The sequence below is a fragment of the Pollutibacter soli genome, assembly GCA_029269725.1.
Classification (GTDB): Bacteria; Bacteroidota; Bacteroidia; order Chitinophagales; family Chitinophagaceae; genus Pollutibacter; species Pollutibacter soli.
The window spans coordinates 60,277-73,776 of the sequence record JARJHS010000008.1; the positions used below are offsets into that span (position 1 = coordinate 60,277).

Genomic DNA, 13,500 nt, shown 5'->3' on the forward strand with positions numbered 1-13,500 from the left:
AACTCGTTGTCATCCTTGGTCAGAGTAGTGACACTGATGCCTGGAAATGACTAACCTAACTTTTTTGAAGTATCGATATCAATGTATTATTTTAACTTTGATACCTTTAAACGTCATTTCGGGGAAATCCGCACCTTTCGATAACTATTGAGCTGATCTTGCCCTTTCTAAGCAAACAAGTTGAGTTCAAAAACTAAAGCGATCAATTATTTACTAATAATTTTGTCAGAACAAATTTAAAGCTATCATCATTTTTAAATTCCAAGGATTTTCCCGTATTTTATCGCTGTTTTCCCCGTTTTTTGATTGGAATAAAAAGCGTATGAATTCAAGTAAGAATCAAGTGAAACTAGAATGGGAAAAAAATGAAATTTTCTAAATCCTTTATACGTATTTTTTAACTATAAATTTCAAACTTACAACCTTGGCAAATATAAAGTAAGGTGTGAAGGCGTTCGATCAAGTAAGAAAGAATCATTAATCGAAAGGCTAATTCCCACGAATTCATACTAAATCTATTAAAATTTCCCGACAGGTTTAACCTATTTCTTAACTTCTGTCTCCTTCTCCAACTCCTCCACCGTATAAAATCCTTTCTTACTCAGCACCTTTTCGCGAACTGTCCTTACTTTCTCCGGACTGATCACTGATCCTTTATTGCCAAATGAATTTCGTACATAAGTCAGTACAGCAGCCACTTCTTCATCATTCATCAAACCTTCAAACGGAGTCATCGGCACCTGTCCGGGGTAAGTTTTACCACTGACCTCAATCGGTCCCTGCAGACCTTTAAGCACAAGTTTAATCAAACGATCTTCATCACCGAGGATCCAATTGTTTCGGATGATCGGAGGGAAGAATGATGCAGACAGTCCCGCGCCATCAGCCTGGTGACAGGTGATGCAAAAACCTTCTTTTGCATAGATGGCTTTTCCTTTCTGAAATAGTTCGGCATCCCTGCCGGTTAGGGATGTCAATTGTTTCGCATCACTTTTCTCTTCGCGTGTAGTGCCGTTGAGATGTGCCAGAGCTGTTTCGTAAGCAGGTAGGATCCAATCATCAAGAGGCTTCTTAGAAGCTACATTGAGTACGGCCAAACCTTTTTCTTTCGGGAGCCAGGAAGCTGCCACAATCGCCTCAAGACGCACCCGGCCACTGTCATCATTCGCAGCCTGTATCATGAGTTCTGCCTGGTCAGGAACCTGGTGACCTGTATATCTTAACACACGAACTGCGGCTGCACGTGCACGGTAGTCCTGCGCGTGCAGCATTTTTTTTAATAATTCCTGGTCCACCTTATCCATTCCCCAGCTAACCCACAAAGCTTCCATCAGGTGATGTTCATAACGCGGATCTTTTTCTTCGAGTGAAGCAGTCCATGTTTTAGAATACTTTAATACTTCATCAACATTACGTCCCCGCAGTTCCCGCCGGGTACGATATCGTGTACGGTACTCCGGTAGTTTGAGATTTTCAAACAATTCAGGAATACTGGCGCCCGCAATTTTTGCTGGAGTTACTAATGGACGTGATGGATAGGTGACGCGATAAATTCTTCCATGTACATGATCACGCAACGGGTCGCGCGCATTGTGTTGCATATGGCCAATGAGAATATTATGCCAGTCGGCAATGTAAAGACTTCCATCCGGACCGAATTCAAGATCAACTGGACGATAATTCATGTCCGAAGATTTTACCAGGTCCTGGCGCCAGCGTGTAGCGAAACCAGTACCGGCATCCATCACTTCATGCTCTTTTGTACCCAGAAAACCGATAGTGTTATTAAGAATCATATCACCCTGAACATCTACCGGAAAATGGCGACTGGAAATGAATTCGAGACCAGATGTAGGACGAACTTTATGTTTCTCTTCGATCAGGTTAAAAGATTTATGCGTCGCGACACCATAACGCGGTTTTACAGAACCCGGCAGCATCCAGCGCACATCCGGACCAGAAGTCTCTGCAAAAAAGTTCTGTCCCCAATCATCAAATGCAATACCCCATGGATTGGGAATAGATAATTGCGCTGTACGTTCCAGCATACGACGTTTTGGATTATAGCGATAAAAACCTCCATTGGTTGCGCGTACGGTTCCGTATGAGGTTTCTACATTGGTATGAAGGAAAACCCCTTCACCCATATATATCGCGCCCGAAGGATCTGATGTGTACGCATGATGCGCGTGATGTGTATCATGATCATCGAAGCCACTGAGTAAAATTTGTTTTTTATCCGCCTTGTCGTCACCGTTAGTATCTGTATACAGCATGAGATTTGTACCCTGGGAAATGTACACGCCTTCTGGTGCTATCTCAAAACCAACAGGAATATGCAATCCATCTGCGAACACAGTTTCTTTGTCCGCCCTGTTATCGCCATCGGTGTCCTCGAGAATGATGATCTTATCGTTTGGTTTTGGATCACCGGGTTTGTAGTGCGGATAGCTTGGCATACAAGCCACCCATAAACGACCTTTATTATCAAAGGTGATCTGTACCGGTTTTGCGAGATCCGGGAATTCTTTTTCAGAAGCAAAGAGTTCCGCTTTGTATCCCGGCGGCAGCTGTAGTTTTTTTAATGCTTCTTCTGGGGATAAGTAGGTCAGACTGCCGTTTTTTGCAGGATCGTAATTTGTTTCAACTGAGGGCAATGGCGGGATACGTGCATCTGAAGCAGCAATGTCCATTTTCTGACCTTTGAGGGCTAACCATATGGCGCTATCACGAATGCTGGTCATTTCGCGTATGCGTGCCAGTTCGGGAGGATAGTTGGCCGGCCCGAAGGGATTATATCTGCGACCAAACACATGTACGCCGTTGGGAATTTTAAAATCGTTGTGCCAGAACCAATTCTTTTCCTGTACTGCGTCGTGCACCAATTGGCGATTGGTTTCATTGGTATTTGCAGATTTTCCAAAAGCCTGGTCGGCAAGAAAAGCAGAAAACTTCACGTAGCCGGCATCGTTAAGCTGTGATCCGTCGATCGTCAGGTCTTCTGCAGTGTCATCAAACCACTTTTTTGATGCGTCGAATGCATCAATGAACAAAACATTTCTTTTCGCTGCCACTTCGCGCATCGCTTCAGTATAAAGAGAAAGATTTTCATTTTCTTTTTTTCCGTTGGGAAGATCGAATTTGGATGAAAGATCTTCAAAAGCAATGGGCGATACCAATACAAGCTGCGGTGCAGAAACACCGTTATATTTCTGACGCTGTGTCCATCCGACAAATGAATCCAGTTCAGCTTTATAGTTAGCAACACCCTCTTTACCAGAAAAGGATTCACTGAAACCAAAGAAAGCAATGATCATATCGGCTTTGAGCCGGGTCAGCCACTGATCTTCTGATTCAAAATGCCCTTCACTTCCGGAATTGGTGGCCAGTTCGGTTTGAAAAGTTTCAGCACCGGGAAATGCCCATGGCGTCATTCGTCCCGAATGAGGTCGGAAGCCCGGTGTATTCCCACCGTCGCACATGTTGCGGATCAAAAGGTTGCTATCTGGAAAGCGTAACTGAACATCGGTTTCGAAATAGCCGTAGTTCATCATTCGTGAGCCGAGGTTATTACCTATCAGGACGAGGTGATCATTCTTTCTGACCTGCAGAACGGATTGATCGGATGATTTGCAACCGAAAAAAAGTACGATGATTGCAAGGGGCAGGAGGCGAAGGGCGAATATTTTCATACCAGGAAATCGTTGGGTGAACCGTTTGGGCAATAGCGGGTAAAGTACGAAAAATCGGGGAGGAACTTTCATGGGCTGTCTTGGTAGGCAGGAGGCAGGAGATAGGAGGGAGGAGAGGCAACATATGGAGGAAGAATGCAGAATACTGAATACAGGATACAGGGAAAAACTCAAGTTTTCGTTGTTGGTTTTTCCGGGGAGACTGTATGCGATTGTGACTTAAAAAAAATCCACGGGGATCATATTTGTTGGTGTTCCGGTAATTGTCTGTTTCATACATAGTTTCTATCAGGAACACCAACAAATCATTGGTCATCATTCGCACCCGCCATTCGACCAATACATATTTGTTGATATTCCTGTCGGGTTTTTGTTTGTTGGTGTTCCGGACAGTTTTTATTTTTCGTGAGATTCTTTATTTGAACACCAACAAATGAAATCTTTATCGTCCGGAATGTCGTGCATCGCTTGTCTTTTTATTAATAGCTGCCATCTCCCGTATTTCTTTCTGAGCCTGCTTTCTTATCGTAAAAAACTTCTTTGCAAGTCCGTCATCGTCAGCATAAGCCTCATTTTCCCAAGGCATAGAATACAACTGGTCAGGATGCAGATAGTATCTTTTTCCATGCCATAAAACATCATCCCCGGTAACATCAAGCAAACCTGCTGCATATTGCTTTACATGAATCAGTTCATGGGCGAGAATCAGAAACTGTTTTTCGGATTTTAAACCGGATTGTACATACACTGAATATTGATCGATACCTGCAGAATCCGGAGCATGCCTGACAGTTCTTCCTTCGTAAGGGTAAGGGAGATGATCAGTAATAAAAATATTTACCCTGATCTGATTTTGGATGTTCAAAAGGGAAAGACATTCCTCCGAATATTGTTTTATCTGCTGAGGATATATGGATCCGAACACCTGCATTTCCACTTGTGCATTTGCATTTGTTGTATTTAAGAATAAACAGTATACCAAAGCCGGTGCGATCAATTTTTTAAGCATAGCCATAGATTTAATGATTTGGGAAATAATAGTCTCAGGTTTTGTTGCAATGCTGACTATATAAACCTAGATCAGTAAATCTGCGGTGCAAGTCATTTTTAGCTTAACAACATTGCTTTTAGATCATCAACTTTGATAGTCCATCAATGTTGATCGTGGGTATAAAAAGCCGTTGGTCTAAAAGAATGGTGAAATAGTGTTTTTGATGGAATACGTGGACAAAAAGCAGGTACTTTTATAGATATTGATATCATAAAAATCAAATTGTCAAACACCAAGCGAAATATTTTATTCAACCTGGTCTTCTGGCTATCTTATTTTTTATACGAATGGCTAAGTAACAGTGCCTGGGATGACCAATACCTGCAACATTTCATTCACGCCTGTATGGTGATCCCGACCGCTATGATTGCTGCCTGGTTGAGTGTTCATGTACTTGTCACGAAGTATTATTTCACTAACAGAAAGGCATTCTGGATATCCCAGGTGCTAGTCGCAATTGGAATCGTTTTGTTTCGCCGTGCATTTAATTACTATTATACTTACCCTAATTTTTATCCGGATGCTTTAATGCAACCCTTCTTTTATCCTGTAAAACTCATGATAGAGATGGTGAACCTCTATCTGTTTGTATTTTTGTACGCAACATTTTACGTGTTAAGAAACTGGTATGAACAACAGAAGGTAGTGCAGGAGCTGAAAGAACAAAATACAAAAGCGGAACTGGAATTATTGAAGTCACAGGTGCATCCGCATTTCATTTTCAATACTCTAAATAATATCTATGCAGTTACCGTAAAGAATAATCCGGAGACTGCTGCGCACCTGTTGAATCTTGCACGTTTCCTCGAATACAACTTGTACAATACCCAACAGAATTTTGTTACGCTTGAATCTGAACTCGCGTATATCAAAGATTTTGTAAGTCTGCAGCAACTTCGCTATGGTAATAAAGTTGATTTTTCGGTGAGTGTTTATGGTCCGACAGAGGGTGTTAAACTTCCGCCGTTACTATTGTTACCTTTGATTGAAAACAGTTTTAAGCACGGTGTTGATTCGATGGAAGCCAATGCCTGGGTGCGTCTAGAAGTAAGCAATCGCGAAAATGATCTTTCAATAAAGGTGGAGAATGGCCGCGAAATACAGGTGCAGAAAAATGGTACCAACGGAGGTTTGGGTTTGAAAAATGTGAAGAAACGTCTGGAGCTGATCTATCCTGATAAACATGAATTTAAAGTATTCGATGAAAGCACGGCATTTATGGTTGTTATGAAAATTAAGAAAGTTTGAAATTCAAATCAGTCATAGTGGAAGATGAGGCACCTGCTCGCGAGTTGCTGCAGATGTATCTTGCGGATATGCCGGAGTTTGAACTAACGGCAAGTTTCGCAAATGCATTCCAGGCTTTTTCCTACCTGCAATCAAATGCTGTGGATCTGATGTTTCTTGATATCCAGATGCCGCGAATGACCGGCCTTGAGTTGCTACGTTCCTTGAGGTTTGCACCAAAAGTTATTCTCACTACTGCTTATCGCGAGTATGCGCTGGATGCTTTTGAACTCGATGTGATTGATTATCTTCTAAAGCCTGTTTCGCAGGAAAGATTTCTTCGTTCAATTTCTAAATTTCATTCTTATCTCGGTGCATCAACCACAGGTGAGGAGAAGCCAGCGATTGCAGAAAATGCGTATGTATTTATAAAAGTAGGAAAAGACCAGATCAAGGTTTTCCTGAAGGATATTTTATTCATCGAAGGATTTAAAGACTATATCAAAGTCCACACGGATCAGAAAATGTATGTTGCCTATGATCGGCTGGGATATATGGAAGAAAAACTGCCCGAATCGAATTTTTTTCGCATACACAAGTCTTTCATTGTAGCGAAAGACCGGCTGGATGTTTTCCGGAATGAATCTGTCCGCATTGGAGGTGTCGAAATTCCGATCGGGCGTGTATATCGCCAGGGATTTATTGCAATGATGAATTCAGGCAGCAGGCAGTAGGCTTCAGGAAAAAGGCAGAATCAATAATGGCAAAAGGTAAAAAGAACAATCTGGTCAAATGAATTTAATGAGGGTCTGCTGTTTTATTGTTCGAATCCCATCCGATGTTGAATTACAAAGGAATGTTGGTGTCATCATCCGGATGGATCTAAAAGGCAAACTGTGAAATGACCTGCTCCTGGTTGACTTAGGTTTTCGGTTTAAACTTCACATCTTTCAATTCTGCATTTCTGCAAAACACAGCCCTTCAACGAGCAACGAACAACGAGCAAAGCCGCCAGTTCTCACTTAGTAAGCAGCCCCCTTAATGAGGTAATAACCATCAGGGGTAAACGATCTTCTTCCACAAATCATTTTCCAGGCGCCACATTTCTGAAGTCGGCATTCCTTTTTCATTCGTACCACCGTACAAAATCAAATCTTTTGTAGCGGGTAATAAGTGAGCTCCGGCGCGAGGCGATGGTCCGGAAGTACTTATCTTTTTTGAATGTCCGTCCTGTATTCTGTAGAGATCCGATGAGTAAACCTGGTTATTTTTTATTCCTCCGAAAACGAAAAAGCAATTTTGATGGGGATGGTAACTGATTGCAGCTTTATCGGCTTTAGGTTGGTCCTTGATCTCCTGCGTTTCACCATTACTCAGATTCCTGATAATAAGACCATCTGAAGAAAAATTAGAAAGCACAATTCCATTTTTTGTATTCATCAATGCAAAACCATCCGGCGCGAACCCGATATCTATTGTCATCTTTTTTGAAAACATGTTATCCGAAATCTCCCATACTTCAAAAACATTTTGATCCAGATTTGACTGACCAGCAAGGATTAATTTTTCCGCATCTGAAAATAATGATGGGCGATTGAGTAAAGGTCCTTCGCCTATTTTTTTCCAGGTTTTGCGAAAGGTATAAAGGTCGTTCAACAATACTTCTGCTCCCTTACTGTTCAATGTTAATCCCCCGTAAGTGTACAAATCATTCTTGTGCCAGACTAATGCGTGAGACCATCGTCCGGATATGCTATTGTCATCGAAGTACTGCCATCGTTGATTAAAAATCCAAAGTGAATCAGTTGTATAAAATTTTCCGTGGCTGAATTCTGCGCCGCTGAAAACGGCGAGTTCGTCTGTAGATTCATTATAGGCAACTGCCTCCCAATGTTTTGGCGGGGGTTGCAAGCTGATTGCAAGAAAAGCCAGGAACCAGGTGCAGCATTGTATCATTTGCAGATAGCATTTGTTTCCATTTCAAACTTACCATTGACGATTAGTTGAAATAACCTGTTTTTGATGATCTGCAGGATTTTCTCCACCTCTTACCCCGCTGTATGCTTTGCTTTGGCCTTTTATATACATTTGACCCCTATGACTTACTACATCCTTTTTAAGTACATGCACCTCGTGGCAATCATCACGATGATTGCCTGCCTGGCGGCCGAGCTGGTTTTATTGAAAAAGGTTATGCACCGGCAGGAAATTAAACGCGTAGCACGTGTTGACTCACTATATGGTATAGCCGCAATTATTGCCGTTGCTGCCGGACTTACACTATGGTTTGGTGTAGGCAAGGGCACTGCTTTTTATAATAACCCAGTGCTGCACATTAAAGTGACACTCGTTGTGATTGTAGGGCTAATTTCTATCGCACCGACGATTTATTTTATAAGAAATTCCAAAGGTCTGCCGGAGGAAAAAGTGGAAGTTCAACAGCGGATTCGAAAGATGGTATCCTTGCAATTGATAATCCTTGCATTGGTGCCACTGCTGGCTACAATGGTCGCAAATGGTCAAAGGCTTTAAATAAAAGACCTAACAGGTCTGGCGGTAAATCGCCAGGTAGGCGATTTGAGGTAAGGACCTGCTAGGTCTGAATGAGCATTCCTACGAGAGATTTTTAATATACTGCGCGCATCCCTGCATTACCGTTGGATCAGATTCCATCTCAACGAATATATATTTAAGTCCTCCGGCTTTTGTAGCAGCGAAGAAATCAGGCCAGTCAACGATACCGGTTCCCATAACCACTTCTTTCTTGTGATCGGAAGGACTATAATCCTGGAGATGTGCTGAAATAAAGCGGCCTGGGAATTTGCGGAAATAATCCTGTGCCTTATAACCTGAAGTGATGGCAGCGACCTGGAACTGCATTTTTACCAACGCCGGATCAAGACGCTCCAACATGAGATCATATTGCGGACGATCACCGAATTTAGCGTCAAACTCGCCGTTATGGTTATGATATCCTGCAACCATGCCGCCTTTTTTCACGAGCTCTCCTACATGATTCATCTGGTCACACCGTTTCTTCACTTCATCTTCTGTTTTCGCCTGAAGTCCTCCGGAACACACCATATGTTTTAAACCTAACTGGTTGGCAAATTCAATGCGTTCAGCCAGGCTTGCATCATCAGTAATTTCTTTCCAGGTGAAATGGCAACTGACCGCGTCCAGTCCGTTATCGTTCGTGAGCTTTTTCAATTCTTTACCAGAAAATTTCTCCAGCGGAGCGAACGGGCCCTTGTATCCTTTCGGGCTGCACCATTCAATGGTTTTGTAACCATAGCTTGCGAGTTGTTTCATCGTCTCTTCCGGTTTCGCTCCGATCTCACTACGATATACATATGACTGAAATCCAAGTGGCAGTTTGACTCTTTTTCGTGCTGACATGGCAAGGAGAGAATCGGGAACCGAACTAAGAAAACCGGTAGCAGCGAGACCGGCAGCGGCATTACCTAAGAATGATCTTCTGTTCATGACAATCGTTTTGATAAGTACTTGTTTACAATAAAGCAACCCGATAGCGACAACATCAATTGGCAGTCAACCCGCAGTTGCTGATGACAAAAGATAGACATTAATTTCCGATGTTCAATAAAATGGAAAGAAACCATACAGAAATGAAAACATAAAATAACATTGGATAAGACAGAACTTACAAGTAAGCGATTTAATCTTTTTTAAGTGGGATGTAATGGGATATTGGCGAAAGACTAAAAGTATTCACGAGTGCCCCGACATTCGCTAGTTTCTCCTTCTGCCGTATAACACTTTCAGCGTTCGGCTGGTCATTGCGGGAACCACGGAAACATGTGTTTCTCCTTCGAATACAAAAGTGGTCAGAGCAAGATTTAAGTATTTTCTGCTTGCCAGCGAATCTGCAAAATCCTTCATCGACGAATTCATCATCTGTCCTTCTCTACTGCCAACCGACATAAAGACCTGGGCGGGTAATGATGTCCGTCCCTCTGAAAATCTTTTCTCAACCGTAAACATTTCTCTGCTGTTCCACCAGAACGAAGGGCTGTTGATTCCGAATTTATTAAAAGTGTCTGTTCCGTTTAGCAGGCAGTATCCGGCAAACAGTCCGCCGAATGAGTGACCCGAAATACCTCTGTCCCTGTTGGTTTTGTACGTTTTTTCTATAAAGGGAATAATTTCTGTCTTTATAATGTCTAAAAATGCAGGAGCTCCACCCGACACAAGACTTGAAGTAACTCCGAAACTTCTGGCAATCGCATTTTTTTCAAACGAAGTATCTCTTGTCGGGGTGTAATCCCGTGTTCTGTTGATGAACCACGGTGCAAGTGAGCGTTCCCATTCATACTCAATCGCAACAATGATCACATCCTGGATTTCGTTTGACAAGTCCAATAAAAATCTGGTTGAATGCGCGATAGGAAAACCTGCGCCACCGTCAAGCATATACAACACAGGGTAATGGGTTGTGTCGTTGGCAGAGTAATATTTAGGTAGGGAAACATACAAATGATAATTCACACCATTGACTTTCGATTTTATATCATGCTCAGCTTTCGCATTAATGACAGGACCAGCCCCGGATTGTGCATTAGTCATCATCATTGAAAAAAGATTGATAAAAACAAATGCTGAAATTATTTTTAAAACAATTTTGCAGAGAGCCATGGTGAAGAATATTTGTTGAATTCGTGCCTGATCAGATATCGAATAAAAATATTGAATTCAATGTCGGCAATAACTATTCCAGTTCACTCAACTCCAGCCATCTCATTTCATTCGTATCAATCAGATCATTCAGCTCATTGATCCGGACAGAAATTTTGTTCAACTCTGTATAATCCAGGATTCCTGAGTTGAGTTTTTCTGTGAGCTGAGTTTTTTCATCCTGCATTTTCTTCAGCTCTTTTTCAAGTTTTTCAAATTCGATTTTCTCTTTGAAGGACATTTTCTTTTTTGCTGCTGGTGCATTCAGAGTTGCTTTCGCAGTTGCAGCCGCTTGCTTAAACTCCGTTTCTGTTTCTGTTTTCTGTTTCTGTTTTTTATCTTCTGCGATGCGGAATTCTGCATAGTTACCTGGAAAATCTGAAATCTCACCGTCGCCTTCAAAAACGAAAAGGTGATCTACGAGTCGATCCATAAAATAACGGTCATGACTTACAATCAGGATAGAACCCGGATAGTCTGCCAGAAAATTTTCAAGGACAGTCAACGTCGGCAGATCAAGGTCATTCGTAGGTTCATCAAGAATAAGAAAGTTAGGATTTTTAAAAAGTACAGAAAGTAATTGTAGTCTTTTTTTCTCGCCTCCGCTAAGTCTGCTGATATACGTGTACTGTTGTTCAGGAGTAAAGAGAAACAATTCAAGAAACTGAGATGCGCTCAACGAACCGCCTTTTGCAAGAGGAAAATGCTCTGCGATATTTTTGACGTATTCGATGACGCGCATGTCTTCTTTGATCTCAAGTCCCGCCTGTGAAAAATTTCCGAATACCACCGTATCTCCGATATTGATTTTACCGCTATCGGGTTCGTCGATTTCCTGGATGATATTGATAAAAGTCGACTTACCTGCACCGTTTTTGCCAATCACACCAACACGTTCACCGTTTTTAAATGTGTAATCGAATCCTTTGAGAATAACTTTTTCTCCAAATCTCTTATACACTTTTTTCATCTCCACTACCTTGCCTCCTAACCGGGTCATTTTCACCTGCAACTCTACTTGACGATCTTCGATTTTTTGTTTTGCTTTTGCTTCTACCTGGTAGAAATTATCCTGACGGCTTTTTGATTTTGTTGTACGTGCACGTGGCTGCTTGCGCATCCATTCAAGTTCTTTGCGATAGGTATTCCTGGCCTTGTCGATGCTCGCCGTATCCGATTCGATTCTTGCTGCCTTCTTCTCCAGGTAATCGCCATAATCACCAGAGTAAACAAAGAGCTGGTTATTGTCCAGTTCCCAGATTTCTTCGCACACATTATCGAGAAAATAACGATCGTGACTTACTAAGAATAATGTCAGGTTTTGTTTACTGAGATAATTTTCCAGCCATTCTACCATCTCCACATCGAGGTGGTTGGTAGGTTCATCCATGATCAGCAAAACATGTTTGTGTTCAAATCCAATGTCAATCAAGGTACGTGCAAGTGCAACTCTTTTGCGCTGTCCACCACTGAGTGTTTTTACCTTCTGATCAAGGTTCCGTACCTGGAGTTTCCCCAGTATCTGGTGCACTTTTGATTCAAAATCCCAGGCGCCCAGTTCGTCCATTGTACTTATTGCTTCACCCAACAATTCGTCATCGCCTTTTTCTACTATTGATTCATATTTCCTGATAGCGTTGATAACGGGATGATCATGAAAAAAAATATTGTCGAGAATTGTCGCTTCTTCTTCAAAAACAGGATCCTGTTCAAAAAAAGCAATATCGACATCTTTATGTACCCACACTTTGCCGCTGTCAGCATGTTCTTTTCCCGCAAGAATTTTCATCAGGGTTGATTTACCCTGGCCATTCCTTGCGACTAACGCGATTTTGTCCCCTTCTTCAATGTGGAATGTGATATTGGTGAATAGAGGTTTAATTCCATATGATTTACCAAGATTTTCGACGGATAGATAATGCATGGCGCAAAGATAGTAAGTAGTAAGTAGCGAGTAGTACCAGGCGTCTGAATAATAGCTGATATCATGTATTGTGGTGAGTATAGAAAAGATTACAGCCCGGAAGTCCAAATTGAAAATGATAACCGCTCAATCTATAAATTATAATTGATTACCAGGAGGTATAAATAGCTGTAAAATGGTAGTTAATACAAATGCAATTCAACAATAGCAACCGCCGGCTGTTCACTACTTACTTCTTACTACCTACTACTCACTAATTACTCATCTTAAATATCAGGTAACAAATCACCACGGTCACCATCAAAACAATCGGAACTCTCCACTTCTGCCAGAATTCCTGTTGTGATCTCACTGCGATAAATTTTTCGATTGATGAATAAGCATCTGATTTTTCGGGAACGAGTAGTTGAAGAAATGGTGCAAGTCTAATGGCCTGGCTCAGATTATAGTGTTTGCCGCTGTCGAGAGAGAGCCTGACAATTTCTGAAGAAAGATTTTGGTCGTTGAAATTTTTTAATATTTCGATGTTTTCAGAAGAAAAAAGTTTCAGCTGGTATTCCACCAATCCGTCACGATCCATACGATAAGGGTTCAGTTGCGATGCATAACGGTTAAGCCTGACCGCTTCCTGGAGAATGCTTTCAGCAGTCAATGGTTCTGAACCACCCAGTTGTCGCCCCATACTTTGTTCGTACCAGCGTTTTTGCAGGTAAATCTCCTTTTTATCCGGATCCATTAATGTATCATAGGCTTCATGAATCTCCATAAACCTTGCCATCGACGGCTCATTATCCTCATGTTTATCGGGATGATAAAGCATGGCCAGCTGCCGGAAGGATTTTTTGATTTCTCCCGGTCCGGCATTGGGGGGTACACCAAGAATTTTGTAATAGTCTTTCAGCATCGCCAGA

At 41.9% G+C, this 13,500-nt stretch carries 10 protein-coding genes; 3 read left to right on the plus strand and 7 right to left on the minus strand.

What is annotated here, in order from left to right; all coding sequences use genetic code 11:
- Positions 1 to 542: 542 nt before the first annotated feature.
- Positions 543 to 3,692: a PVC-type heme-binding CxxCH protein gene (locus P2W82_RS18370; protein WP_336517389.1), complete on the minus strand. Its 3,150-nt coding sequence runs from the start codon at positions 3,690 to 3,692 to the stop codon at positions 543 to 545.
- 442 nt (positions 3,693 to 4,134) lie between these two features.
- Positions 4,135 to 4,701, minus strand: coding sequence for a hypothetical protein (locus P2W82_RS18375; RefSeq protein ID WP_336517390.1), 567 nt, complete (start codon positions 4,699 to 4,701; stop codon positions 4,135 to 4,137).
- Between the two features lie 264 nt (positions 4,702 to 4,965).
- On the opposite strand from P2W82_RS18375, the gene P2W82_RS18380 reads away from it, so the two are divergent.
- Entirely contained in the window at positions 4,966 to 5,991 is a 1,026-nt protein-coding gene (locus P2W82_RS18380; RefSeq protein ID WP_336517391.1) for a sensor histidine kinase, read from the plus strand.
- Positions 5,988 to 6,704, plus strand: a complete 717-nt coding sequence (locus P2W82_RS18385; protein WP_336517392.1) for a LytR/AlgR family response regulator transcription factor — start codon at positions 5,988 to 5,990, stop codon at positions 6,702 to 6,704. The genes P2W82_RS18380 and P2W82_RS18385 overlap by 4 nt, the downstream gene beginning before the upstream one ends.
- A gap of 322 nt (positions 6,705 to 7,026) precedes the next feature.
- Here the strand turns inward: P2W82_RS18385 and P2W82_RS18390 are convergent, their stop codons facing one another.
- Positions 7,027 to 7,926, minus strand: coding sequence for a Kelch repeat-containing protein (locus P2W82_RS18390; protein ID WP_336517393.1), 900 nt, complete (start codon positions 7,924 to 7,926; stop codon positions 7,027 to 7,029).
- Positions 7,927 to 8,067: 141 nt separating this feature from the next.
- On the opposite strand from P2W82_RS18390, the gene P2W82_RS18395 reads away from it, so the two are divergent.
- Entirely contained in the window at positions 8,068 to 8,502 is a 435-nt protein-coding gene (locus P2W82_RS18395) for a DUF2214 family protein (protein WP_336517394.1), read from the plus strand.
- An 81-nt stretch (positions 8,503 to 8,583) separates the two neighbouring features.
- Here P2W82_RS18395 and P2W82_RS18400 read toward each other — a convergent pair whose 3' ends face one another.
- The 4 genes from P2W82_RS18400 to P2W82_RS18415 all read right to left on the minus strand — a co-directional run bounded on the left by P2W82_RS18400 (position 8,584) and on the right by P2W82_RS18415 (position 13,493).
- Complete coding sequence (locus tag P2W82_RS18400) at positions 8,584 to 9,456, minus strand: sugar phosphate isomerase/epimerase family protein (RefSeq protein WP_336517395.1); 873 nt, start codon at positions 9,454 to 9,456, stop codon at positions 8,584 to 8,586.
- A 267-nt stretch (positions 9,457 to 9,723) separates the two neighbouring features.
- Complete coding sequence (locus tag P2W82_RS18405) at positions 9,724 to 10,626, minus strand: alpha/beta hydrolase (protein WP_336517396.1); 903 nt, start codon at positions 10,624 to 10,626, stop codon at positions 9,724 to 9,726.
- Positions 10,627 to 10,699: 73 nt separating this feature from the next.
- Positions 10,700 to 12,697, minus strand: coding sequence for an ABC-F family ATP-binding cassette domain-containing protein (locus tag P2W82_RS18410; protein WP_336517397.1), 1,998 nt, complete (start codon positions 12,695 to 12,697; stop codon positions 10,700 to 10,702).
- 145 nt (positions 12,698 to 12,842) lie between these two features.
- Positions 12,843 to 13,493, minus strand: coding sequence for a J domain-containing protein (locus P2W82_RS18415; protein ID WP_336517398.1), 651 nt, complete (start codon positions 13,491 to 13,493; stop codon positions 12,843 to 12,845).
- Positions 13,494 to 13,500 lie beyond the last annotated feature (7 nt).

Bases quoted from the DNA above. Each gene is read 5' to 3' on its own strand.
- P2W82_RS18370 (WP_336517389.1), bottom strand. From the start codon at position 3,692: ATGAAAATATTCGCCCTTCGCCTCCTGCCCCTTGCAATCATCGTACTT.
- P2W82_RS18375 (WP_336517390.1), bottom strand. From the start codon at position 4,701: ATGCTTAAAAAATTGATCGCACCGGCTTTGGTATACTGTTTATTCTTA.
- P2W82_RS18390 (WP_336517393.1), bottom strand. From the start codon at position 7,926: ATGATACAATGCTGCACCTGGTTCCTGGCTTTTCTTGCAATCAGCTTG.
- P2W82_RS18395 (WP_336517394.1), top strand. From the start codon at position 8,068: ATGACTTACTACATCCTTTTTAAGTACATGCACCTCGTGGCAATCATC.
- P2W82_RS18400 (WP_336517395.1), bottom strand. From the start codon at position 9,456: ATGAACAGAAGATCATTCTTAGGTAATGCCGCTGCCGGTCTCGCTGCT.
- P2W82_RS18405 (WP_336517396.1), bottom strand. From the start codon at position 10,626: ATGGCTCTCTGCAAAATTGTTTTAAAAATAATTTCAGCATTTGTTTTT.
- P2W82_RS18415 (WP_336517398.1), bottom strand. From the start codon at position 13,493: ATGCTGAAAGACTATTACAAAATTCTTGGTGTACCCCCCAATGCCGGA.